Raw genomic sequence first — 22,578 nt, 5'->3', positions numbered from 1 at the left:
GGTGATGGTGCACGGCATCCGCACGTCGGCGTCCATGTGGCGCGCGCAGGTCGAGCATCTGTACGGCCGCGGCATCGCCGCAGTAGCGGTGGATCTGCCCGGCCATGGCACCCGCATGGCCGAGGACTTCACGCTGGACGGCGCGTTCGCGACGATCGATGCGGCCGTACAGGATGCCGCGAGATACGGCCCTGTGCTGCTCGCCGGTCATTCCATGGGCGGGCTCTTGTCCATCGCCTATGTCGGCGCTGAGAAGCGACCACCCGTTGACGCGTTCATCGCCGCCTCGTGCACCGCGATCCCCCGTGGGGTGGCGCTGCAGACCTATCGCACTCTCGCCCGCGGCTTCGACCGTCTGCCGGGCCGTGGCGCCCCGATCGCCGAGTGGGTTCTCGACCGTACCCTGCCGACCGAGACCCGTGCCGACTTCGGTGCGGGCGGGTACGCCTATGACGCACAGGATGTGGCGCTGCGGAGCCTCTCCGTGCTCGACCTCCTCGCCGCGCTGCGCCGCATCGCGGTGCCGACGTGGTTCGTCAACGGGCAGTTCGATCAGTTGCGGGTCAACGAGCGCCTGTTCTCGTCATTGGTGTCCGGCTCCGAGCTGATCGTCGTGCCGCGCACCTCGCACTTGGTCACGGCCATGCGCCCCCGCGTCTTCAACGCTGTTCTGGATCTGGCGCTGGCGACAACGGATGCCGCAGTGGCGCGCGCACCATCAGGGTCATGAGGCCGCCCACTACTGACAGGATCCCGCCGGCCGCGAACAGCAGCCAGAACCCACCGACCAGAGCGACCAGGCCGGCGCCGATGAGCGGACCGAGCAGCTGGCCGAGGCTCGCCGCCACGTTGACGAATCCAAGGTCGCGGGCGCTGTCCTCGGGGAAGGGCAGCAGATCCGTGCCGAGGGCGAGGCCGACCGACATGTACGCGCCATAGCCGGTGCCGAGAAGCGCCGCGGCAACCATCGTCAGTTCGAATGAGCCGAAGGCCGCCAGCAGCAACGCCGCCCCGCCCTGCACCAGCGCCGCCCATACGGTCAGGCTTCGGCGGTTGCCGGTGCGGTCGGAGATCGCTCCGCCGACGATCGAGGCGATCACGACGAACACGGTGTAGACGACGATCAGCAGCAGCAGATCGTCTTGGGCTCCGGCCGGGTCGCGATGCAGTCCGTAGAGCAGGAAGAACAGCAAAAGCCCGGTACCCAGCGCGTTGCCGATGTTGACCACGAGCCGGCCCCACAGCATCCATGCGAAATCGCGATCGCGAAAGGCGGCAAATCTCTCAGCGAGCGCGCGACGGCCACGCGCCGTCGCGGAGGCGGCCGGAGCGGGCGGGTCGGGCAGCAGCACCGCTCCGGCGCCGCCGGCAACGAGCAGGATGCCGGCCAGCAGCACGTAGCCGGCGACGACGCCGAGACCGAGCAGCACGATCACGCCGACGCCGACGACGATTCCGAGAGCCTGCGAGGACGAGATCGCCGCGGACGCCGTGCCGCGCTGATCGGAGAGCTGGTCGGCGATCATCGCTGTGAAGGCGGCGGATGCCACGGCGACGCCGACGGAGACGCCCACCCAGGCGATCCCGACGCCGAGCGGCCCCGAGGCAAAGGCGATCCCCAGGAGAGAAGCGGCGCCGAGGAGCACGCCGGCGAGGGCCCACGGGCGTCGGCGGCCGAATGCGCCGCGGGTGCGGTCGCTCATTCCCCCCGCGAGGGGGCCGGCGATGACGCCGGCGAGGCCGCCGGTGGCGAGCACGAGGCCCGATGACACCACCCCGGAGATCCACCCACCGGCATCATTCGGCGTGTCGAGTTGAAGCGGGATCAGCAGCTGGAGCGGCGTCAGCTGCGCCGTCCAGATCGCCAGCCACGCGAGAGTGAACAGGAAGAACCAGCCGCCACCCGCGCGGTGGGCGTCATCGGATGCGGGGCGGTCTCGGGATGCTGCAGTCACGGGGCGACTCCTTCGTCGATGCTCCGTCGTGGCGACCGGGTCGGAACCGGTGGCTCCGATCATGCCGCACCGAGAGGCTGCAACACGCGATTGCCCGGGCGGCGCGCGGCAACCTGATAGACTCGGTGATTGGCTTGCGTGTGGGTCCCACCCTGCACGCCGCCGGAGGCGTCCCTCTACCGCTACCCCGGCACATCCATCGAAAACCGAACGAAAGAGCCGTCGAACGTGGCGAATATCAAGTCGCAGATCAAGCGCAACAAGACCAACGAGAAGGCGCGCGAGCGCAACAAGGCCGTCAAGAGCGAGCTGAAGACCGAGGTGCGCCGCACCCGCGAGGCCATCGCCGCTGGCGACAAGGCTGCCGCCGAGAAGGCGCTCGCGAAGGCCACCAAGAAGCTCGACAAGGCCGTGAGCAAGGGCGTCATCCACGAGAACCAGGCGGCGAACCGCAAGTCGTCGATCGCCAAGCAGGTCGCCGCTCTCTGAGTCGCGTCCTCCAGACGAAGGCCCGTCCCGCACCGCGCGGTGGCGGGCCTTCGTCGTTGCGCGGGTCGCGGGGCCTCAGGCGCCGTAGGGGGCGCGCGTGGCGATGATCGTGATCAACCGTTCGACGGCGAAGACAGGATCGCGCGAAGCGCCCTTGACCTCGGCATCCGCCCGCGCGGCCGCCTGGATCGCGAGACCGAGACTCGCCTCATTCCAGCCCGTCAGGTCGCGTCGAGCCCGGTCGACTTGCCAGTCCTTCATGCCGAGGCGTGCGGCGAGCGAAGCGGACGATTCGCGGACGCCGGCGACGCGCGCCATCGTCCGCAGCTTGGAGGCGATGGCAGCCACCAGCGGTACCGGATCGGCACCGCTGGCGAGCGCATGGCGGAGGGCGACGAGTGCATCGCCGTACCGCCCAGCGATGGCGGTGTCGGCAACGGTGAATGCCGAGGTCTCGACGCGCCCACCGTAGTAGCGCTCCACGATCTGCTCTGTGATGTCGCCGGGCACGTCGGCGATGAGTTGCTGGCACGCGGCCGCCAACTCGGTCAGGTCGTCGGAAAACGCCCCCACAAGAGCCCGGAGCGCGATCGGAGCGATTTTCTTGCGCGCGGTCTGGAACTCACCGGCGGCGAAATCGAAACGGTCGGAATCGCGCTTGACCGCCGGGCACGCGATCTCCACTCCCCCGCCGGTGCCGGCCCGGATCGCGTCAAGGAGTTTCTTGCCGCGCACGCTCGAACCGGTGTGGCGCAACACCACCGTGGCGCCCTCCTGTGGCGCCGCGAGGTAGGCGAGGGCTTCGGCGAGGAACGCGTCGGAGCATTTCTCGACGCCGCCGACACGGACGAGCCGTGGTTCGCCGAACAGCGACGGCGAGGTGAGCGTCAGCAGACTGCCTGACGTGTAGTCGTCGGCGCGCAGATCGGACACCTCGAGGCTCGCGTCTTCGGCGCGGAGGAACTCACGGATGCCAGCGGTGGCGCGCTCTGCGCACACGTCCTCCGGACCCGAGACGAGCACGATCGGCGCGGGCTGGGGGTTGCGCCACGAGATCTGCGGAATTGCCGAGGCGGCGCGCGTGCCTCCGCGAGCAGCGGGGCGGCGCGCGGCAGGAGGCATGAGTTCAGCCTACCGACGGGCTCGGACCTTCGCGCCCGCGCCCGAGACTGCGCTCACGGCGGCTGCTTCTCGCGCCACACCCGCAACGCGTCACCTTCCCGCCATAACACGACAAGCCCCTCCTGATCGGTGCGATCGATGCGCGCGCCCAGGGCGGACAGCATCGTCAAAGTCTCGGCGCGCGGGTGGCCGTACGTGTTCTGCCCGACCGACACGAGTGCAACGGTGGCGTGCAGTCGCGCGTACAGGTTCGGATCCTGATCGGCGCTGCCGTGATGCGAGACCTTCACGACGGCATAGGACGCACGAAGGTTCGCCTGCGCGGCCATTCGCTGCTGACCGCTGGCCGACAGATCACCGAGAAACAGTGCGGTGGGCACGTCGGGTCCGGTGATGTCGACGACGACACTGCCGTCGTTGCCGGCAGCGGTGTCTTTGCGCGGCCACAGCACCCGCCAGCTGGCGTTGCCGAGCCGTCCGGTCATCCCGGCAGTCGTCGGCACGAGCCGTGCCCCGCCGTCGGCGAGCCGCCGCAGCGTTGGTTCGTCGTCGGGTGCGCCCGTCGGGCCGTGCAGCACGGTTGCCACCCTCCCCGCCAGAGCCGATGACCCGCCATCGTGGTCATGGTCGAAGTGCGTCAGCACGAGGAGGTCGAGTCGACGGACGCCGAGCGTGTCGAGGCAGGCGCCCAGCGCTGCCGGATCCGGTCCGGTGTCGATGACCGCGGTCTGGTCCGCGGAACGGATCACCACCGCATCGCCCTGGCCGATATCGCAGGCGGCGATGCTCCATGCGGCGGGCAGACGGGCGCGCTCGGCGATATCACTCACCGGCCCGAGGCCCAGTCCGACGGCAACGGTGCACACCAGCACGAGGCCGGCCGCGATCCGCCATCGCCGCCGCGTGCGGAGGATGAGCACCGTGAGGGCGAGACTCACGACGACGAGGGCGATGAGTCCGCCGAGGCCCTCCGGCCACCAGACCGCGTTGCCGGGGATCGCGGAGATCGTGAGCGCGGTCCCGGCGATCCAGGCGGAGGGAAGCCATGCGAGCGCCGCGAGTCCTGCGCCCACCAGAGGGATGCCGGCTGTCACACACGCCGCAAGCCCGAGCACGGTGCCGACCGGTGCGGCCGGAGCGGCGAGCACGTTGGCGATCACGCCGTAGAGCGACACCTGCGGGGCGATGAGGACGATGAGCGGGCCGCAGGCGAGCTGCGCAGCCAGAGGCACTGACAAGCCCAGCGCGAGGGGTCGCGGCATCCAGCGCGCGAGGCCGTCTGCGATCGGTCCAGCGCCGACGAGCAGCGCCGCGGTCGCCGCGACGGAGAGGGCGAACCCCAGCGACCACGCCAGCCACGGATCGAGGATGAGCAGCAGGATGACCGCCGCGCCCAGCAGGGAGAGCCCCGCTCCGGCGCGTCCCAACAACACGCCCAGCATGGCGATCGCCGCCATCGCCGCCGCCCGCACCACACTCGGTTCGGGCGAGACCAACACGACGAAGGCCGCCAGCGCGGACAGGCCGATGATGACCCGGATGCCGCGTCGAGCGCCGCATAGCGCGGCGATGCCGAACGCGATGCCGACCACGAGTGCGCAGTTCGCGCCGCTCACCGCGGTCAGGTGCGACAGCGACGAGGCCTTCATCGCGTCGTCCAGGTCGGCCGCGACGGCGGAGGTGTCCCCCACGGCGAGCCCGCCGATCAGACCCCCGCCGGGATCGGGTAGCCCCTCCGTGACATCGGTGAGACCTCGGCGCAGTGCAGACGCGCCCGCGAGAACGCCGCCGGGCGGGGAAATGAGCTCGGGCGTGCTCGCGGCATCCACGATCAACACGGCGCGCTGGCCCGCCTCCGCTCGCCATGCGGTCGCTGGCAACCGCACGCGGGCACCCAGATCGAGCCCGTCGGGCACGTCGGTGGTGCGGATCAGCACCGGCACCGGCGCGACGATCACGGTGTCGCCGTACGTGAGGCGCTCGATGACGGCGTCGAACCGCCAGCCGGCGGCACCTCGTTCGATCTTGCCGACAACTGTCGCCTCGACGCTCAGCGCCCGTCCTCCGGCGATCTCGGCGCTCGCGACGCGCGCCCGATCCGGTTCGGCGGCGGCAATGTTCGTGGCGACGGCCGCGGCGACGGCGAGACTGACGCCGGCGACAACAGCGACGGCGCGCGTGCGCGCCGCCCCTGAGCTCGGGCGTCGAAAGACGATCGCCGTCACGATGGAGGCCGCCGCCGAGATCCACAACGGGGCGGCGACGGTGCCGGACATCCCCGCATGAACGGTGAATGCACCGGCGGCGATCCATGCCACGGCGGCGACCGGGACGAGGCGCGCGTCTCGACGACGCAGGCGACGGCCACTCGTCCTGGCTCCCACCGCGATGGTCGCGACCGCAGGCGCTGTCACAGCGTCACCAGCTCACGCAACCCGGCGATCATCTTGTCGCCGATGCCTGGCACAGACAGGAGATCGTCGACGCTTGTGAAGCGCCCGTTCTCCTCACGCCAGGCGATGATCCGCGCGGCCAGAGCGGGACCGATACGCGGCAGGGTATCGAGCGCCGCGGCATCCGCGGTATTGAGATTGATCCGCCCGTCGCTCTGCCCTGTCGGGACGCCGGACGGACCCGTCTCGCCGCGAACCGGAATGCGCAGCTGCTCGCCATCGCTCAGAGGCCGCGCGAGGTTGACCGCCGCGTCGTCGGCGTCGTCGTTGAGACCACCCGCCGCTGCGATCACGTCCACGACGCGTGCGCCGTCGTCGAGCCGATACAGTCCCGGATGGGCGACCGCACCGGACACATGCACGTAGAGCGGTGGGACAGCGCTGTCGTCGACGGCAATACTGACCGATGCGGCGGGAGAGGCCGTGGTGCGCACCACCCCGATGCCCACGGCGATCGCGGCGACGGCCAACACCAGGACGATCGCCGCGCCCGTGCCGATGCGCCTTTGCCGGGCGCGGTGGACGTCAGCGGCTGACCGCGTGACATCGACGGGCGGAGACGAACTCACTCGCACACGGTGCCACGCGGCTCGTCGCCTCAGCGGCGCTGCACGAGCATCGGTGGACAGCCGACGCGACTCCACCGGTGGGGAGGAGTCGCGCCCGACTCACGCGGTGGTGAAGCTGACGACCTTCGGTGCGCGCACGACGACACGGGTGATCTCGCGAGCACCGAGCGATCGGACGACCTTCTCATCCGCGCGGGCGAGGGCCTCCAGTTCGTCGGCGGAGATGCGCGCCGCAACCGTGAGGGTGCCGCGCACCTTGCCGTCGATCTGCACGACGGCGGTGACAGATTCCTCCACCAGGAGCGTGGGGTCGGGCTGGCGCCATGCGACGAGACCGACGAACGGCTCGTAACCGAGCTGTTCCCACATCTCCTCCGCGGTGTGGGGCGCGAAGAGGTCCAGGATCATCGCGATCGCCTCCGCCGCCTCCCGGACGGCCGGGTCGCTCGCGCCCGCGGGTCCATCGATCGTCTTACGGGTCGCGTTGACCAGTTCCATCAGACGCGCGACCACGACATTGAACTTCGTCTGCTCGACCAGCGCCGGAGCGTCGGCCCACAGGCGATGGGTCACGCGACGCAGCGCCGGGTCGCCCTCGGCCCACACGACGTCGGGAGCGCTTGACACGTCGTGTGCGATCCGCCAGGCGCGGGCAAGGAACTTCGCGGCGCCCGTGGTCGAGACATCGCTCCAGTCCTTGTCGTCTTCCACCGGTCCGGCGAACGCCAGGGCGACGCGCAGAGCATCGGCGCCGTGCGCGTTCAGCTCGTCTTGGAAGAGCACGAGGTTGCCCTTGCTCTTGCTCATCTTGGCGCCGTCGAGGATGACCATGCCCTGGTTGATGAGGTTCGAGAACGGCTCGGTGAACTCCACCAGACCCATGTCGAAGAGGGCCTTGGTGACGAAGCGTGCGTAGAGCAAGTGCAGGATCGCGTGCTCCACGCCGCCGATGTAGAAGTCCACCGGACCCCACCGGTCTGCTTCCTTCGACGAGAACGCCTGCGACGCATCGCCGGGCGAGAGGAACCGCAGGAAGTACCACGAGCTGTCGACGAACGTGTCCATCGTGTCGGGGTCGCGCAGGGCCGGCTCGCCCGTCTCTGGATCGACCGTTTCGACCCAGCCGGTTGCTGCGCCCAGGGGCGAAGAGCCCTTAGGGGTGAGGTCGAGCCCCTCCATCGCGGGCAGTTCCACGGGCAGCTGCTCGTCCGGAACGGGAACGATGCGCCCGTCCGCGGTGTGCACCATCGGAATAGGCGTGCCCCAGTAGCGCTGGCGCGAGATGAGCCAGTCGCGCAGACGATACGTCTTCGCGGCACGGCCGGTGCCGGCCGCTTCGAGCTGCTCGATGGCGCGCGCGATGGCATTGCGCTTACTCAGACCGTCGAGCGGGCCCGAGTTGGTCATCCGCCCGTCGCCGGTGAGCGCGACACCGGTGACAGCGGGGTCGATCTCCTCAAGCCCGACGGGGCCCGGATCGATCGGCACTCCCTCGGCATCCAGTTCGATCACCGGGATCGCGCCGGTCACGGGCGCCGTCGTGTCGACGACGACCTTGATCGGCAGGTCGAACGCGCGAGCGAAGTCCAGGTCGCGCTGATCGTGTGCAGGTACGGCCATGACCGCACCGTGACCGTAGCCGGCCAGCACGTAGTCGGCCGCCCAGATCGGCAGCCGCTCCCCCGTGACCGGGTTGATCGCGTACCGCTCCAAGAACACACCGGTCTTGGGCCGGTCGGCCGTCTGCCGGTCGATTTCGCTCGTCTTCTGCACGGTGTCGAGGTAATCCTGGAAGCGCATGCGCGCCTCCGGGGATGCCGAGGACACCAGCTCCGCCGCCAGGTCGGAGTCGGGAGCGACGACCATGAAGGTTGCTCCGTGCAGAGTGTCGGGGCGCGTCGAGAAGACGGTGATCTTCTCGACGCGGCCTTCGATCTCGAAGTCGATGTCGGCGCCCACCGACCGGCCGATCCAGTTGCGCTGCATCTGCAGCACCTTGTGCGGCCAGAAGCCTTCCAGCTGGTTGAGGTCGTCGAGCAGACGGTCGGCGTACTCGGTGATGCGGAAGAACCACTGCGTCAGCTTCTTCTTCACGACCACGGCACCGCTGCGTTCGGACGTGCCGTCGGGCAGTACCTGCTCGTTGGCGAGCACGGTCTGGTCCACCGGGTCCCAGTTGACGAGCGCGTCCTTGCGGTATGCGAGTCCCTTCTCGTACAAGCGCTGGAACAGCCACTGGTTCCAGCGGTAGTACTCGGGATCGGAGGTGTGCAGCACTCGCGACCAATCGAACGAGACGCCGTACTGCTGCATGCTGGAGCGCTGCTGGGCGATGTTGCCGTAGGTCCACCCGCGGGGCTCGATTCCGCGCTTGATGGCAGCGTTCTCCGCCGGCAATCCGAAGCTGTCCCACCCGATGGGGTTGAGCACGTTGTAGCCGCGGTGACGCCAGAAGCGCGCCACGATGTCGGAGTAGAGATAGTTCTCTGCGTGGCCCATGTGCAGATCGCCGGAGGGGTACGGGAACATCGCCAGAACGTACTTGCGGGGGCGCGTGTCTTCGGCGCCGCCGGCGCGGAACGGGTCCTTCTCCGCCCAGAGTCGCTGCCACTTCTCCTGCACGGCGTGCACGTCGTACGGGCCGTTCTCGGCGGCGCTGGCGATATCTGTGGGGCTGCTCATGAGAAGGGAAAGACCAATCTGGAAACTCGGGAACGCCCGTGAGGCGTGCTTCCAGGTTAGCGGACCCGTCTCACCATCCCGGCGGCAGGGCGGCACCCAGTGCCGCCAGCGGAGCGCGGGCTTTGATGCCGACCTCCGCCACTTCTGCGTCGGGCTCCGACAGCCACGTGATGCCGCCGCCTGCGCCGACGTAGGCGCCGCCCGGGTGCAGCACGATCGAGCGGATCGTCATCGCCAGGTCGGCACGACCGTCGCGGCCGACCCAGCCGAAGCATCCCGCGTAGATCCCCCGCGGCGCGGCTTCGAGGCCGTGGAGGATCGTCATCGCGGACAGTTTCGGCGCGCCCGTCATGCTGCCCGCCGGGAAAGCCGCGTCGAGCAGGTCGCCCACCGTCGTTCGGGGCGCCAGGCGACCGCTGACCGTGCTGACCAGCTGATGCACGGCCGAGAACGATTCCACCTCCAGCAGCCGTTCCGCGCTCACCGAACCCGGCAGGCATACGCGTTGCAGGTCGTTGCGCATCAGGTCGACGATCATCACGTTCTCCGCGCGCTCTTTGACGCTGTCGACGAGCTCTTGCGCGAGGGCGGCGTCTTCGGCGTCGCTCCCGCCGCGCCGCCGCGTCCCCTTGATGGGCCGCGTGCGCACCACGCCACCGTCCACGTCGAGAAAACGCTCCGGGCTCGCGCTGAGGAGCGCGAACGCTCTGCTGCGGATGAACCCGCCGTGGTGGGCGGGGAGGCGTGTACGCAGGGCCAGGTAGGTCGTGACGGGATCGAACGGCGCGGATGCCGCGACGTCGAATCGGGTGGTGAGGCACAACTGGTAGGCATCACCCGCGCGGATCGCCTCGCGGCAGCGCTCGATGAGTGCGCGGTACTGATGCGGCGTGTGACGTGCGAGCACCGTGGCGGTCGGGAGGACCGGGTTCGGCGCGAGGAGCACATCGACGCGGGCAGCGGAGTGACGCCAGCGCTCGAGGTCGGCGACCGCCGCCGGAAGGTCCGCCGGCTCGGCAATCACCCAGCAGGCACCCGCATCGTGGTCGAACGCGATGACACGTTCGACCTGCAACCAGAGCTGGGCAGGTCCGTCCCCGGCCGCATATGCTGCGGGCGCTCCCGCCGCCGCGGCGGCGTCGTCGTACCCCGCCCATCCCACCCATCCGCCGACAAAGCCGCCGGGTACCGACTGCTCGTCGGCGGATGCCGTCAGCACGACGTCTCGCGGCGCCCGATCGTGTGGCGTGCCGGTGCCCATCCAGCTGAAGCCCTCCGTCGCCCCCGGCCCGGCATCGAGCCAGAACACGTTGTCCTGGTCGCCCCACCCGCCGGCGAAGATCACCGCCGGATCCGTCCACGGCACGGGGTAGCAGGCGACGCTCGGCGGCATCCTCTCAGGCTAGACCGCGCCGGGCGGCGCATCCCACGGGCCGTGCACAGCGTGCGCACAACCGGCTCACGCCTAGGCTGAGGACGTGAACGAGTTCCTCACCTGGCTGCTCGATTCCGTGCAGAGTGTGGACCCCGTCCTTCGCACGGTTCTCGCGGGCATCGCGATCGTCTTGGAGACGAGCGTGCTCGTAGGGCTGATCGTGCCCGGTGACACCGTCGTGATCGTCGTCTCCACGGCCGTCGGGTCGGTGACCGAGGGCGTGATCCTCGTTCTCGTCGTCGTGCTGGGCGCACTGATCGGCGAGAGTATCGGCTTCTGGCTCGGGCGATGGCTGGGCCCGCGCATCCGCTTCTCCCGTCTCGGGCGCCGCATCGGCGAGGACAACTGGACGCGCGCCGAGCTCTACCTCCGCCGCCGTGGGGGCCCCGCGATCTTCCTTTCGAGATTCTTGCCGGTGCTGCACTCGCTCGTTCCGCTGACGGTGGGCATGAGCGGGTTCTCCTACCGACGATTCCTGGCCTGGACCGCGCCCGCGTGCGCGGTGTGGGCGAGCGCGTACGTCAGCGTGGCGGCCGCCGCCGCCGGCACGTACCGGGAACTCGCCGATCGGTTGCATTTCGCGGGCTACCTCTTCGTGGGCGTGATCGTCGTCTTCCTCGTTCTCGCGTACCTCGCCAAGCGGATCATCGTTGCCCGCGAGGCCCGCCACATGCGCCTCGGTGACGAGGATGCCGACGGCGACTCCGCCCGCAGCATGGGAGACTGAAGCGATGCACGCCACACCCGCACCGCGTGTCAAGGTGCTCTGGATCGCACGTCTGGAGTACCGCTTTCACGCCTGGCGCGAGCGCCGCGCCCGCGCGCGCGGTCTGCGACCCAGCGTGTCGGCTTACCCCGGCTATGGCGGCGAGGACTGGGTGCGCGTCCTCGGCCGTGTGCTGATCGTGCCGACCGTGCGACCTCGTCGTCGCGCGCGCCACCGCGGTGACGACGCCAGCGTGCGCGGATGGCGGAGTTTCGCCGCGGTTCCGGTCGGGTATGCCCACGTGACAGTCACTGTCGACGGTGTCAGTCACGACGTCGTGGCTGACCGCGGCGGCGTGATCGACACCGTGCTCCCCGCCCGTCTGCAGCCCGGCTGGCAGCCGTTGACGATGAGCGTCGAGGGATCCGAGCCGTTCGAAACCCGCGTGTTCATCGTCGGATCCGATGTGCGATTCGGCGTGATCTCCGATGTCGATGACACCGTGATGGTGACTGCTCTTCCGCGTCCGCTCGTGGCGGCATGGAACTCCTTCGTGCTGGATGAGCACGCACGTCAACCGGTGCCCGGGATGGCGGTTCTCCTGGAGCGTCTCGTGCGCGATCACCCCGGAGCACCCGTCGTGTATCTGTCGACCGGCGCCTGGAACGTCGCCCCCACGCTGCAGCGCTTCCTGCGTCGCCACCTCTTTCCGCCGGGGGCGCTCCTGCTCACCGACTGGGGCCCCACGCACGATCGTTGGTTCCGCAGCGGTCGCGCGCACAAAGAAGAGAACCTCCGCCGCCTGGCGCGGGAGTTCCCCCAGGTCACGTGGATGCTGATCGGCGACGACGGTCAGCACGACGATGCGCTCTACACGGAGTTCACCAGCGCCCATCCCGAGCACGTCACTGCTGTCGCGATTCGGCGGCTGTCGTCGGCCGAGGCCGTGCTTGCCGGCGGACGTACCGCGGTCGATGACCATTCGGCGGCAGGAGTGCCCTGGGTGACCGGCGACGATGGTGCCGCGCTGCTGGACCGTCTCGCCGAGATCGGCGTCGTCGAGGTCGGCGCAGACGGTGTCGGAGGCCCCGCGTAGGCTGGCCGCATGTGCGGACGTTTCGTCGTAGGCAGCTCCGGATCCGAACTCGTCGGAGTGCTCAGAGTCGACGTCGTCGGTGACGCCCTTCCCGAACCCTCCTACAACGTCGCGCCCACCGACCGGGTGGCCATCGTGCTCGACTCGGCGAAGACGGAGCCGCCCACCCGCCGCCTGGAGGCGGCGCGATGGGGTCTGGTGCCCAGTTGGGCGAAAGATGTCGGCATCGGTGCGAAGGCAATCAACGCCCGCTCCGAAGAGGTCGAAGACAAACCGATGTTCCGGCAGGCGCTCATCGCCCGTCGAGCGATCATCCCGGCATCCGGCTATTTCGAGTGGAAGACCGAAGACGGAGCCAAGACGCCTTACTACGTGCACCCTGCCGACGACGCTCCCCTGTTCTTCGCCGGGCTCTACGAGTGGTGGAAAGACCCCGCAAAGGCACCGGACGACCCCGCCCGTTGGGTGCTCAGCTTCACCATCATGACGCGGGAGGCGGTGGGGCAGTTGGGCTCGATCCATGCCCGGATGCCACTTTTCATCGATGCCGACTACGCCGATGTCTGGCTCGACCCCACGACCGAGAACGTCGGTGATCTGCTCGACGCCACCGTCGACGCAGCGCCGGCCCTCGTCGATGGGCTGCTGCTGCGCGAAGTCGGCAGCGCGGTCGGAAACGTCCGCAACAACGGCCCCGAACTCATCGCGCCTGTTTCCTGACACGCGGGAGGGGTGGGCGGCTGTCTGCCACCCACCCCTCCGCGCGCGCCGCTCGATCAGACGAACTCGACGGTTGCGCTTTCGTTGTTGAGCACGATCACGGGAGTGATCGCGGAGTGGCCCGCCGCGCGGATCTTGTCGGCGTCGAAGCGGATCAACGGCGTGCCCGCGCTGACGGTGTCGCCCGCCTTCACGAGCGTCTCGAATCCGTCACCCTTCATCTCCACCGTGTCGATACCGACGTGGATCAACAGCTCCGTGCCGTCGGCGAGGGCGAGCCCGATCGCATGGCCGGTGGGGAACACCGACGCGACGGTGCCGCCGGCGGGCGCGATGATCGTGTCGCCGGTGGGGTCGATGGCGAGCCCCGGTCCCATCGTTCCCTGAGCGAACATCGGATCGGGCACCTGCGACAACGCAACGATCGTTCCCGCCACCGGCTGGCGCAGTTGGAGAACGGCGGGCGCCACGCGCGTGGCGGTGCGGTGTTCCGGTGCGGTGTCCGCGCCTGCGGGTTCTGCCCCGACGAAGCGATCGTTCAGGATGTCCTCCATCGCGTCCTTCACGAACTGCACGTTCAGACCGTAGACGACCTGCACGGCGTTGCCGCCCGGCTTGATGGTGCCGGCAGCGCCGGCACGCTTGAGCGCGTGCTCGTCGACCTTGCTGGTGTCGGCGATCTCCATCCGCAGGCGGGTGGCGCAGTTGTCGACGTCGATGATGTTCTGCTTGCCGCCGAGCGCCGCGATGAACTTCTCGGCCGTGCCGTGGTACCCCGAGAGGCTGGTGCCGATGTTGTCGGCATCCTGCTCGTCGAGCTCATCACCACGACCCGGAGTCTTCAGGTTGAACCGTTTGATCACGAAGTAGAACGTGAAGAAGTAGATGAAGAACCAGGCGATACCGAGCAGCAGAAGGATCCAGGGATTCTCGGCCATCGGGTTGGTCCACTGCAGCACCATGTCGATGAAGCCCGCCGAGAACCCGAAACCGAGTCGTGTGGGCAGCATTGCCGCGATCATCACCGAGATGCCGGTGAAGACCGCGTGAATCAGGTACAGCCACGGAGCGACGAACATGAAGGAGAACTCGAGCGGCTCGGTGACACCTACGAAGAACGAGGCGATCGCGCCCGAGAGCATGATGCCGTAGGTGATCTTCTTGCGCCGCGAGTCGGCCGTCAGGTACATGGCCAACGCGGCACCGGGCAGACCGAACATCATGATCGGGAAGAACCCGGCCATGTACTGGCCGGTGACGCCGTAGGTGCCGGTGCCGTTGAGGAAGTTGACCAGATCGTTGATGCCGGCGACGTCGAACCAGAACACCGAGTTGAGAGCGTGGTGCAGGCCGGTCGGGATGAGCAACCGGTTCATGAAGCCGTAGAGACCGGCACCGACCGGACCCAGCGTCGCGATCCACTCGCCGAAGGTGACCAGAGCGCCGTAGACGACCGGCCAGACGAACATCAGGACGACCGCGACGACGAGCGACAGGCCCGCGGTGACGATGGCGACCGAGCGCTTGCCCGAGAAGAAGGACAGCGCATCGGGCAGCTTGGTGTCTTTGAAGCGGTTGTAGCACCACGCCCCGATGAGACCGGCGACGATGCCGACGAAGACGTTCTGCACCTTGCCGAACGCGGGATTCACGTCGGTGAGTTCGCCTATTCCGAGCAGCTTTTGCATGGTCGCTGGAGCGAGCAGCGTGGTGATGGTCAGCCACGACACCAGACCCGCGAGCGCCGACGTGCCATCGCTCTTGTTCGCCATGCCGATCGACACGCCGACCGCGAACAGCAGGGGCATGTTGTCGAGCAGGGCACCACCGGCTGCTCCGAGGAAGGCCGACACGATGTTCGCGCCGCCCGCTGCTGAACTGATCCAGTACGAGATGCCGGAGAGAATCGCGGCGACCGGCAGCACAGCGACCGGCAGCATGATCGACCTGCCGAGTCGTTGGAAGAACTTCATCGGTGCAACTCCATCCGTGAGCGAAAAGCCTCGAGCTGTCGCCGGGCCACGAAAGGACGCTACCGCTGATCCCCGCGAACACACAGCATTCATTCAGGAATGGCGCGACACCGCACGAAAAAAGAGCCCGGCCGAAAGGCCGGGCTCTTCATACGGTGGACCTGAGGGGACTCGAACCCCTGACCCCCTGCATGCCATGCAGGTGCGCTACCAGCTGCGCCACAGGCCCGTTTTCGTTGTGTTCCCGCTCGCGGCAACCCCTCAAGCTTACTACATCTCGAGGGGGCCGACGAACACGGCTCACTCTGCCGACGCGGGTGCCACGGCCTCGATCGCAACGATCGGGCAGTCCTTCCACAGTCGTTCCAGCCCGTAGAACACACGCTCCTGCTCGTGGAAAACGTGCACCACGAGGTCGCCGAAGTCGAGCAGAACCCATCGCGACTCGTGTCGTCCTTCGCGACGAAGGCGCTTGACACCGTTCTCATGCATGGCTTCTTCGACGGCATCCGCGATGGCGGCGACGTTGCGCTCGCTCGAGCCGGTCGCGAGGAGGAAGACGTCGACCAACGGAAGCGGCTCGGACACGTCGAAAGCGAGGAGGTCTTCGGCGCCTTTGCTTTCGGCCGCCGCCGCGGCGATCGCGACGAGATATCGGGTGCTGTCAGCAGCGGTCATCGGAAGGCTCCCGTCACGAGGGCGACAATCAGGACACCCGTGAGGGCGAGGGCGAGCGCGCCGGCGGTGATCACCAGCGCCAGCATGAGTCGGCTGCCCTTCTCCGGTGCCGGTGGTTTGATGATGTCTTCGGCGCTCTTGATGGTGCTGATCGCGGAGCTGGCCGCGATCGGAGTCGGCGACGATGCGGCCGGAAGCTCACCGTCGACGAGCACGGCATCCGTCTCTTTGTTGTCCGCGCTGCCGGGCAGCGTTCCCGTCGACCCGAACGAATCGGGAAGCGAGAACGTCCCCGTGATGAGCACTTCACCGGTCGCGGTCACCGGAGAGACGAACGAACCCGTCTCCGGCGTCTGCGAGAGAATGAGCGCGTTCGGCGCGGAGAGTGCGCCGGTGGCGGTGCTCCCCCGCCCGAGCAATTGGTCGAACGACGCGGGCAGCTCCAACTCCACGCCGTCGCCGGCGAGCAGACCCGAGCCGAAGGTCGGGGCGACGACGGGTCGTTCGTCGTGCGGTTCATCGACTTCCGCGAGCGGTTCGTGCGTCAACGCGGGAGCGGCGTCCGATTCGTCGGCCTCGGTTTCCGTCGCCGGGGCCGGCTCTGCGGCGATGTCCTCCGCCACCTGTTGCGCAGGAGCCTCGACGGGCGTCTCTGCGGGAACCTCCGAGGCAACCTCGGCCGGAGCGCCGGCGGCGGACACGGTGCCGTCGCTGACCGGAACGGATGCGGTGCGCAGACGCTCCTGGCGACGCGCGGCGCGGCGGGTCACCGCGTGGGCTTCGAGGTCGACATCGGATGCCGCGGGCGGCGCCTCAGCGACGTCGACGGGCTCTGCGGCGCGCGGCAGCGGCGCCGCGACGGGTACCGCCGACTCTGCAGCTTCGGCAGATTTCTGGGCTTCTTCGGGGGTGATCACCGGCGTCGAGGCGGTGTTGCGCATTTCGCGCAACTGCCGGCGGGTCAGCTGGGGAGTATCGGGCTGGTCGGGTGTGCTCATGCCTCGCTCCGGTAGAGGTGGTGCTTCGCAATGTATTGGACGACGCCGTCCGGGACGAGGTACCACACGGGGTGTCCCTTCTTCACGCGTGCGCGGCAGTCGGTCGATGAGATGGATAGAGCGGGAATCTCCAGCCGGCTCACGACCTCTTCGGGCAGGCCCTCGGTGGAGAGGACGTGACCGGGACGGGAAACTGCGACGAAGTGGGCGAGGTCCCACAGGCCGTCGTGGTCGCGCCATCCGACGATCTGCGCGATCGCGTCGGCGCCGGTGATGAAGAACAGCTCGGCATCGGGCCGGGCAGCTTTCAGATCACGAAGCGTATCGATGGTGTACGTAGGTCCTCCGCGGTCGATGTCGACGCGGCTGACCGTGAATTGTGGATTGGATGCCGTCGCAATGACGGTCATTAGGTAGCGGTGCTCCCCCGCCGTTACCTTCTCTTTCTGCCATGGCATGCCCGTGGGAACGAACACGACCTCGTCGAGGTCGAACGACTGTGCGACTTCGCTCGCTGCGACGAGGTGACCGTGGTGGATCGGGTCGAAGGTCCCACCCATGACCCCGATGCGTGGGGCGCGCGTCGAAGTCATCCTGCCGTCCTAGTGGTGGCCGTGTCCCACCTGAGCCTGGTCGACGGGGTGCGCCTTCGCGTAGGCCTCGGCTTTGTGCGAGTGGCGGTTGGCGACGTTGCGGTACGACAGCGTCACCAGGCCCAGCGCCATGAACACGATGAACGCGATCAGGCCGAAGATGAACGTCTCGGCCTGGACGTTGCCGTGGTGCTCCGCCTCCGCCGAGGCGAGGGCGAGGATCGTGGCGAGGGTCATTCGGACTCCTTCGAAAGTCGGGTCTTCCCAGTTTAGGTGGTCAGCTGCGGATCTGCCCGGACCCACGCGCGAGCCACTTGGTGCTCGTGAGCTCGGGCAGGCCCATCGGGCCGCGTGCGTGCAGCTTCTGGGTGGAGATGCCGACTTCCGCGCCGAAGCCGAACTCGCCGCCGTCGGTGAACCGGGTGGAGGCGTTGGCCATGACGACGGCGGAATCGACCTCCGCGAGGAAACGCTCGGCGTGCGCGTCGTCGGAGGTCACGATCGACTCCGTGTGGTGTGTGGAGTAGCGGCGGATGTGCGCGAGCGCCGCGTCGAGGTCATCGACCACCCGCATAGACAGGTCCAGGCTCATGTGCTCGGTCGACCAGTCCGCCTCGGTCGCTTCGACGGCCCCCGCGACGAGGCTGCGGACCGTCTCGTCGCCGTGTATGGTGACACCCGCGTCGATCAGGGCGGCGGCAACGGGCGGAATGAGCCGCTCAGCGGCATCCCGAACGACCAGCACGGTTTCGACGGCGTTGCACACACTCGGGCGCTGGGCCTTCGCGTTCACGACGATGCGCTCGGCCCACTCCTTCGGCGCGGAGGAATCCAGCACGATGTGCACGACCCCGGCGCCGGTCTCGATCACCGGCACCGCGGACTGCGTCACCACTGTCTCGATGAGCTGAGCACTGCCGCGCGGAACCAGCACGTCGACGAGGCCGCGCGCCTGCATGAGGGCCTGAGCGCCCGCGCGACCGAAGTCGTCGACGGTCTGGACGGCCTCGGGGTCTATCCCGCGCTCGGCCAGCGCGGAGCGCATGACGCGCACGAGCGCGGCGTTCGTCGACTGTGCGGCGGTACCCCCGCGCAGCACGACGGCGTTTCCGGAGCGGAGCGCGAGCGCGGCGATGTCGACCGTGACGTTCGGGCGCGCCTCGTAGATCGACCCGACGACCCCGAACGGGACGGATACCTTCTGCAGCCGCACACCGTTGGCGAGCACCCGCTCGTCGAGGATGCGCCCCACCGGGTCGGGCAACGCCGCGACGTCGCGCACGGCAGACGCCAGGGCTCCGACGCGATCGGCATCCAGGCGGAGGCGGTCGAGCAGCCCCGTCGACAGCTCGTCGCGCGCTGCGCGCTCGAGGTCGACGGCGTTCGCGGAGACGATCTCCTCCGTCGCCGCCTCTATCGCGGCGGCGACGGCGTTGAGGGCGTCCGTCTTGTCGATGTCAGACAGCAGCCCGATTCCCCGCGCGGCATCGTGCGCACGCTCGATGCGTTCGCGAGCACCAGTGGCGACGGAGTCGGCGACAGCGACGGTCGCGGTGGGAGTGGTCATCCGCTCAGTGTATCGAGCGTCCACCGCAGGCTCTCTCAGACGGGAGACACCGTCGGCAACGGCATCGTGCCGCTGCGCACCGGAGCATCGGGGTTGGGTGCGAACCACGTACCGATGTCGGCGCCCGACAGCGCCTGCTCGACGAGGTCGGCACTCGTGACAAGAACGCCTATTCCGGATGCCGCGGCCAGCCGCGCAGCCGAGGCCTTGGTGGCCGCACCCCCGGTTCCCACGCTGTTGACCACGACGGACCCGAACTCGAACTGCGCCAGGTCGTCGCCGTAGCCGACGGTGCGAATGGCCTCCGCACCCGGATCGGACGGCGGGCGTGTGTAGAGCGACTCGATGTCGCTGAGCAGAATCAGCGCATCAGCCCCGATGAGATCGGCGACGAGAGCCGCGAGGCGGTCATTGTCTCCGAAACGGATCTCGTGGGTTGCGACCGTGTCGTTCTCGTTCACGATCGGCAGCACACCGAGACCGAGCAGCCGATCGACGGCGCGACGCGCGTTGGCGCGGTGTGCGGCGTTCTCGAGGTCGCCGGCGGTGAGAAGCACCTGACCGCCCAGCATCGCGTGACGATCGAGCGAGGTCTGGTAGCGCCACATGAGCAGGTTCTGGCCCACGGCCGCCGCCGCCTGCTGGGTGGCAAGATCGGCGGGTCGGCCATCGAGGTGCAGGAACGGCAGCGCAGTCGCGATCGCACCCGACGAGACGAGCACGACATCGGTGCCGCGTCCGCGTGCAGCCGCGATGGCGTCGACGATCGTTTCGATGCGGTGGTGGCTCTCGCCACTGATCGATGACGATCCGACCTTGACGACGACGCGGCCGGCTCCCGAGATCTGCGATCGATCCTGCACGCTCACGACTCCTCGTCGTCCTCCCAGACGTAGCCGTCCGCGGGTGTACCGAGGCGCTCGGACTCGAGCTCGGCCCGGGCTTCCGCCTTCGCATCCATGCGCTCGTGATAGCGCTCGCGGCGCTGCGAGGTCGTGCGGCGCGGGTTGAGATCCAGGCGCGGGTCGGTCCCGCGCGGCGCCGTCATCAACTCCGCCGCCGACGAGAGCGAGGGATGCCAGTCGAAGACGATGCCGTCGCCGGGACCGATGACGACGGTCGAGCCCGCCACCGCACCGACGCGGAAGAGCTCGTTCTCGATGCCGAGCTTCTCGAGGCGGTCGGCCAGGAAGCCGACGGCCTCTTCGTTCTGGAAGTCGGTCTGCTGCACCCAACGCAACGGCTTCTCACCGAGAATCCGGTAGATGTTGCCGTAGGTGCCGCCTTCGACGCGGATCTCGAACTCTTTGACCGCGCCTTTGGGGCGGATGACGATCCGCTCGGCGACCGGGGTCTCGGCCAGGTGCTTGCGGTGCGCGGCGATGACGTCGCCGAGCGCAAAGGTCAGCTGGCGCAGCCCTTCGTGACTGACCGTCGAGATCTCGAAGACGCGGTAGCCGCGCTCCTCGAGGTCGGCGCGCACCATGTCGGCCAGATCTTTCGCCTCGGGCACGTCCACCTTGTTCAGCGCCACCAGCTGGGGGCGCTCGAGCAGCGGGGTCTGACCCTCGGGTACCGGGTAGTTCGCCAGCTCTTCGCGGATCACATCGAGGTCGGAGAGAGGGTCGCGACCCGGCTCCAGTGTCGCGCAGTCGAGAACGTGCACGAGCGCCGTGCACCGCTCGACGTGGCGCAGGAACTCGAGGCCCAAGCCCTTGCCTTCGCTTGCACCCTCGATCAGACCGGGAACGTCGGCGACGGTGAAGCGGGTCTCGCCCGCCTGGACGACACCCAGGTTGGGGTGCAGCGTCGTGAACGGGTAGTCGGCGATCTTCGGTCGAGCTGCTGAGATCGCGGCGATCAGACTCGACTTGCCGGCGGACGGGAAGCCCACGAGAGCGACGTCGGCCACCGTCTTGAGTTCGAGATTGACATCGCCCTCCCAACCGGGAGTGCCGAGCAGCGCGAACCCGGGGGCCTTGCGCTTCGGGTTGGCCAGCGCCGCGTTGCCGAGGCCGCCCTGCCCGCCCGGCGCCACCACGAACCGGGTGCCCGGCTCGATGAGGTCGATGAGGGTCTCGCCCTCGGCATCCTTCACCACCGTGCCCACCGGTACGGCGAGCTCGAGAGTCTCGCCCGCGGCTCCGGAACGGTGGTCGCCCATTCCGAACCCGCCGTTGCCCGCGGTGCGGTGCGGCGAGTGATGGTAGGACAGCAGTGTCGTCACCTGCGGATCGGCGACGAGGACGATGTCGCCCCCGTGTCCGCCGTTCCCGCCATCGGGGCCGGCGAGAGGCTTGAATTTCTCGCGACGCACCGAGACACAGCCGTTGCCGCCCTTTCCGGCGCGCAAATGCAGCGTCACTCGATCGACGAAGGTCACCATGTCGGTCTCCTGACGGGATGGATCGGGATAAGGATGAAGGTCCGAGCTAAAGAAGGAGGGGCGAGCCGAAGCTCGCCCCTCACCTCATGTCTATGGTCGAACGCGGGTCACTCCGCCGCAGCGACGATGTTGACGACCTTGCGGCCGCCCTTCTTGCCGAATTCGACTGCACCGGCGGCGAGAGCGAACAGCGTGTCGTCGCCACCGCGGCCGACGTTGGCGCCCGGGTGGAAGTGTGTGCCGCGCTGACGAACGATGATCTCGCCGGCGAGGACAGCCTGACCGCCGAAGCGCTTCACGCCCAGTCGCTGGGCGTTGGAGTCACGGCCGTTGCGGGTAGAGCTCGCGCCCTTTTTGTGTGCCATCTCGGATGCCTCTTCCGCTTACTTGATGCCGGTGATCTTGACGCGCGTGAGGTCCTGACGGTGTCCCTGGCGCTTCTTGTAACCGGTCTTGTTCTTGAACTTCTGGATGACGATCTTGGGACCGCGCTCTTCGCCGAGAACCTCGGCGGTGACGGTCACCTTCGCCAGCTTGTCGGCGTCGGTCGTCACGGCGTCGCCATCGACGAGCAGCACGGCGGGCAGCTCGAGCTTCTCGCCGACCTTGACCTGCTGACGGTCGAGAACGACGATCGTGCCGACCTCGACCTTCTCCTGACGGCCGCCGGCGCGCACAACTGCGTAAACCACTTCACACCTGTTTTTCTTCTGCGGAGCCTGCGGCCCCGGCTGTCTTCATGGGACGAGCACGCCCGTAAAGGTTGTGCCCAAATATCCAGTGCGGAGGCGAAACTCGACGCACCAAGGGTCTACTTTACCCGATGCGCTGCCCATCGGCAAAAGCGGCCCGGGGCGTGTCGCGCCCGACTTAGACTCCAGCCATGGCGATCCTCATCGACGACGCGCGCTGGCCCGCACATGGGCGGTTGTGGGCGCACCTGGTCAGCGACAGCGACCTCGAGGAGCTCCACGCGTTCGCGGAAGCCAACGGCATCCCCCGTCGAGGATTCGACCGCGACCACTACGACGTGCCTGAAGACGCCCTGAACAGGCTCGTGGCCGCCGGTGCAGAGCACGTGAGCGGCCACGAGTTGGTGAAGCGGTTGATCGCTTCGGGTTTGCGGGTCACCGCTCGCGAGCGGCGTTCACTCTGA

At 68.4% G+C, this 22,578-nt stretch carries 22 protein-coding genes and 1 tRNA gene; 6 read left to right on the top strand and 17 right to left on the bottom strand.

Features of this window, described 5'->3' with window-relative positions; all coding sequences use genetic code 11:
- Nucleotides 1-4 precede the first annotated feature (4 nt).
- Complete coding sequence (locus ITJ43_RS01550; RefSeq protein WP_194582414.1) at nucleotides 5-730, top strand: alpha/beta fold hydrolase; 726 nt, start codon at nucleotides 5-7, stop codon at nucleotides 728-730.
- Here the strand turns inward: ITJ43_RS01550 and ITJ43_RS01545 are convergent.
- Nucleotides 660-1,955, bottom strand: coding sequence for an MFS transporter (locus tag ITJ43_RS01545; RefSeq protein ID WP_323741090.1), 1,296 nt, complete (start codon nucleotides 1,953-1,955; stop codon nucleotides 660-662). The two genes, ITJ43_RS01550 and ITJ43_RS01545, sit on opposite strands and share 71 nt — an antisense overlap.
- A gap of 228 nt (nucleotides 1,956-2,183) precedes the next feature.
- Between ITJ43_RS01545 and rpsT the strand changes: the two genes are divergently transcribed.
- On the top strand, nucleotides 2,184-2,444 hold the full coding sequence (gene rpsT / locus ITJ43_RS01540; protein WP_194581465.1) for a 30S ribosomal protein S20: 261 nt from the start codon (nucleotides 2,184-2,186) through the stop codon (nucleotides 2,442-2,444).
- 75 nt (nucleotides 2,445-2,519) lie between these two features.
- On the opposite strand, the gene holA is transcribed toward rpsT, so the two are convergent.
- The 5 genes from holA to ITJ43_RS01515 form a co-directional block, all read right to left on the bottom strand.
- Nucleotides 2,520-3,566, bottom strand: coding sequence for a DNA polymerase III subunit delta (holA, locus tag ITJ43_RS01535; protein ID WP_194581463.1), 1,047 nt, complete (start codon nucleotides 3,564-3,566; stop codon nucleotides 2,520-2,522).
- A 53-nt stretch (nucleotides 3,567-3,619) separates the two neighbouring features.
- Entirely contained in the window at nucleotides 3,620-5,980 is a 2,361-nt protein-coding gene (locus tag ITJ43_RS01530; RefSeq protein ID WP_323741089.1) for a ComEC/Rec2 family competence protein, read from the bottom strand.
- The gene (locus ITJ43_RS01525) at nucleotides 5,977-6,588 is read right to left on the bottom strand and encodes a helix-hairpin-helix domain-containing protein (protein WP_194581461.1); all 612 of its coding nucleotides are present in this window, start codon (nucleotides 6,586-6,588) and stop codon (nucleotides 5,977-5,979) included. The genes ITJ43_RS01530 and ITJ43_RS01525 overlap by 4 nt, the downstream gene beginning before the upstream one ends.
- Before the next feature lie 99 nt (nucleotides 6,589-6,687).
- Nucleotides 6,688-9,270: a leucine--tRNA ligase gene (leuS, locus tag ITJ43_RS01520; protein WP_194581459.1), complete on the bottom strand. Its 2,583-nt coding sequence runs from the start codon at nucleotides 9,268-9,270 to the stop codon at nucleotides 6,688-6,690.
- Nucleotides 9,271-9,340: 70 nt separating this feature from the next.
- Entirely contained in the window at nucleotides 9,341-10,663 is a 1,323-nt protein-coding gene (locus ITJ43_RS01515) for an anthranilate synthase component I family protein (protein ID WP_194581457.1), read from the bottom strand.
- An 85-nt stretch (nucleotides 10,664-10,748) separates the two neighbouring features.
- Here ITJ43_RS01515 and ITJ43_RS01510 point away from each other — a divergent pair, with 85 nt between their 5' ends.
- The 3 genes from ITJ43_RS01510 to ITJ43_RS01500 are packed head-to-tail and all read left to right on the top strand — an operon-like array spanning nucleotide 10,749 to nucleotide 13,227.
- Nucleotides 10,749-11,432 carry a DedA family protein gene (locus ITJ43_RS01510; protein ID WP_194581455.1) on the top strand — a complete coding sequence of 228 codons (684 nt, stop codon included), beginning with the start codon at nucleotides 10,749-10,751 and terminating at the stop codon, nucleotides 11,430-11,432.
- A 4-nt stretch (nucleotides 11,433-11,436) separates the two neighbouring features.
- Nucleotides 11,437-12,507 carry an App1 family protein gene (locus tag ITJ43_RS01505; RefSeq protein WP_194581453.1) on the top strand — a complete coding sequence of 357 codons (1,071 nt, stop codon included), beginning with the start codon at nucleotides 11,437-11,439 and terminating at the stop codon, nucleotides 12,505-12,507.
- Between the two features lie 9 nt (nucleotides 12,508-12,516).
- Nucleotides 12,517-13,227: an SOS response-associated peptidase gene (locus ITJ43_RS01500; RefSeq protein WP_194581451.1), complete on the top strand. Its 711-nt coding sequence runs from the start codon at nucleotides 12,517-12,519 to the stop codon at nucleotides 13,225-13,227.
- 56 nt (nucleotides 13,228-13,283) lie between these two features.
- On the opposite strand, the gene nagE is transcribed toward ITJ43_RS01500, so the two are convergent.
- From nagE to rplU, 11 genes are all read right to left on the bottom strand, one after another.
- Nucleotides 13,284-15,200 carry an N-acetylglucosamine-specific PTS transporter subunit IIBC gene (nagE, locus tag ITJ43_RS01495; protein WP_194581449.1) on the bottom strand — a complete coding sequence of 639 codons (1,917 nt, stop codon included), beginning with the start codon at nucleotides 15,198-15,200 and terminating at the stop codon, nucleotides 13,284-13,286.
- A gap of 156 nt (nucleotides 15,201-15,356) precedes the next feature.
- Nucleotides 15,357-15,429 (bottom strand) — tRNA-Ala (locus tag ITJ43_RS01490).
- A 71-nt stretch (nucleotides 15,430-15,500) separates the two neighbouring features.
- Nucleotides 15,501-15,878, bottom strand: coding sequence for a ribosome silencing factor (gene rsfS, locus ITJ43_RS01485; RefSeq protein WP_194581447.1), 378 nt, complete (start codon nucleotides 15,876-15,878; stop codon nucleotides 15,501-15,503).
- Nucleotides 15,875-16,876 (bottom strand): hypothetical protein, encoded by a 1,002-nt coding sequence (locus tag ITJ43_RS01480; RefSeq protein WP_194581444.1) that lies wholly within the window; start codon nucleotides 16,874-16,876, stop codon nucleotides 15,875-15,877. Before ITJ43_RS01480 ends, rsfS begins: the two co-directional genes overlap by 4 nt.
- Nucleotides 16,873-17,469 (bottom strand): nicotinate-nucleotide adenylyltransferase, encoded by a 597-nt coding sequence (nadD, locus tag ITJ43_RS01475; protein ID WP_194581442.1) that lies wholly within the window; start codon nucleotides 17,467-17,469, stop codon nucleotides 16,873-16,875. Before nadD ends, ITJ43_RS01480 begins: the two co-directional genes overlap by 4 nt.
- Nucleotides 17,470-17,478: 9 nt before the next feature.
- Nucleotides 17,479-17,706, bottom strand: coding sequence for a hypothetical protein (locus ITJ43_RS01470; RefSeq protein WP_194581440.1), 228 nt, complete (start codon nucleotides 17,704-17,706; stop codon nucleotides 17,479-17,481).
- Between the two features lie 40 nt (nucleotides 17,707-17,746).
- Nucleotides 17,747-19,036: a glutamate-5-semialdehyde dehydrogenase gene (locus tag ITJ43_RS01465; RefSeq protein WP_194581438.1), complete on the bottom strand. Its 1,290-nt coding sequence runs from the start codon at nucleotides 19,034-19,036 to the stop codon at nucleotides 17,747-17,749.
- Nucleotides 19,037-19,071: 35 nt separating this feature from the next.
- Nucleotides 19,072-19,905, bottom strand: a complete 834-nt coding sequence (gene proB, locus ITJ43_RS01460; protein WP_194581436.1) for a glutamate 5-kinase — start codon at nucleotides 19,903-19,905, stop codon at nucleotides 19,072-19,074.
- Nucleotides 19,902-21,422, bottom strand: coding sequence for a GTPase ObgE (gene obgE / locus ITJ43_RS01455; RefSeq protein ID WP_194581433.1), 1,521 nt, complete (start codon nucleotides 21,420-21,422; stop codon nucleotides 19,902-19,904). Before obgE ends, proB begins: the two co-directional genes overlap by 4 nt.
- 107 nt (nucleotides 21,423-21,529) lie before the next feature.
- Nucleotides 21,530-21,787, bottom strand: a complete 258-nt coding sequence (gene rpmA, locus ITJ43_RS01450; protein WP_194581431.1) for a 50S ribosomal protein L27 — start codon at nucleotides 21,785-21,787, stop codon at nucleotides 21,530-21,532.
- A gap of 18 nt (nucleotides 21,788-21,805) precedes the next feature.
- Nucleotides 21,806-22,114 (bottom strand): 50S ribosomal protein L21, encoded by a 309-nt coding sequence (rplU, locus tag ITJ43_RS01445; protein WP_194581429.1) that lies wholly within the window; start codon nucleotides 22,112-22,114, stop codon nucleotides 21,806-21,808.
- Nucleotides 22,115-22,305: 191 nt separating this feature from the next.
- Between rplU and ITJ43_RS01440 the strand changes: the two genes are divergently transcribed.
- A complete protein-coding gene (locus ITJ43_RS01440) occupies nucleotides 22,306-22,578 on the top strand; it encodes a DUF4031 domain-containing protein (protein ID WP_194581426.1) in 273 nt (90 codons plus the stop codon).

Origin of the sequence: Microbacterium sp. VKM Ac-2870, assembly GCF_015350795.1 — a bacterium.
GTDB lineage: Bacteria > Actinomycetota > Actinomycetes > Actinomycetales > Microbacteriaceae > Microbacterium.
Note: the sequence above shows the minus strand (reverse complement) of the source record. Positions and strands in the feature narration are given on the sequence as shown.

What these genes read in the sequence shown, in the direction of transcription:
- ITJ43_RS01550 (WP_194582414.1), top strand. Translation starts at nt 5, where the DNA reads ATGGTGCACGGCATCCGCACGTCGGCGTCCATGTGGCGCGCGCAGGTC.
- holA (WP_194581463.1), bottom strand. Translation starts at nt 3,566, where the DNA reads ATGCCTCCTGCCGCGCGCCGCCCCGCTGCTCGCGGAGGCACGCGCGCC.
- leuS (WP_194581459.1), bottom strand. Translation starts at nt 9,270, where the DNA reads ATGAGCAGCCCCACAGATATCGCCAGCGCCGCCGAGAACGGCCCGTAC.
- ITJ43_RS01515 (WP_194581457.1), bottom strand. Translation starts at nt 10,663, where the DNA reads ATGCCGCCGAGCGTCGCCTGCTACCCCGTGCCGTGGACGGATCCGGCG.
- ITJ43_RS01505 (WP_194581453.1), top strand. Translation starts at nt 11,437, where the DNA reads ATGCACGCCACACCCGCACCGCGTGTCAAGGTGCTCTGGATCGCACGT.
- ITJ43_RS01500 (WP_194581451.1), top strand. Translation starts at nt 12,517, where the DNA reads ATGTGCGGACGTTTCGTCGTAGGCAGCTCCGGATCCGAACTCGTCGGA.
- nagE (WP_194581449.1), bottom strand. Translation starts at nt 15,200, where the DNA reads ATGAAGTTCTTCCAACGACTCGGCAGGTCGATCATGCTGCCGGTCGCT.
- rsfS (WP_194581447.1), bottom strand. Translation starts at nt 15,878, where the DNA reads ATGACCGCTGCTGACAGCACCCGATATCTCGTCGCGATCGCCGCGGCG.
- ITJ43_RS01480 (WP_194581444.1), bottom strand. Translation starts at nt 16,876, where the DNA reads ATGAGCACACCCGACCAGCCCGATACTCCCCAGCTGACCCGCCGGCAG.
- nadD (WP_194581442.1), bottom strand. Translation starts at nt 17,469, where the DNA reads ATGACTTCGACGCGCGCCCCACGCATCGGGGTCATGGGTGGGACCTTC.
- ITJ43_RS01470 (WP_194581440.1), bottom strand. Translation starts at nt 17,706, where the DNA reads ATGACCCTCGCCACGATCCTCGCCCTCGCCTCGGCGGAGGCGGAGCAC.
- ITJ43_RS01465 (WP_194581438.1), bottom strand. Translation starts at nt 19,036, where the DNA reads ATGACCACTCCCACCGCGACCGTCGCTGTCGCCGACTCCGTCGCCACT.
- obgE (WP_194581433.1), bottom strand. Translation starts at nt 21,422, where the DNA reads ATGGTGACCTTCGTCGATCGAGTGACGCTGCATTTGCGCGCCGGAAAG.
- rpmA (WP_194581431.1), bottom strand. Translation starts at nt 21,787, where the DNA reads ATGGCACACAAAAAGGGCGCGAGCTCTACCCGCAACGGCCGTGACTCC.
- ITJ43_RS01440 (WP_194581426.1), top strand. Translation starts at nt 22,306, where the DNA reads ATGGCGATCCTCATCGACGACGCGCGCTGGCCCGCACATGGGCGGTTG.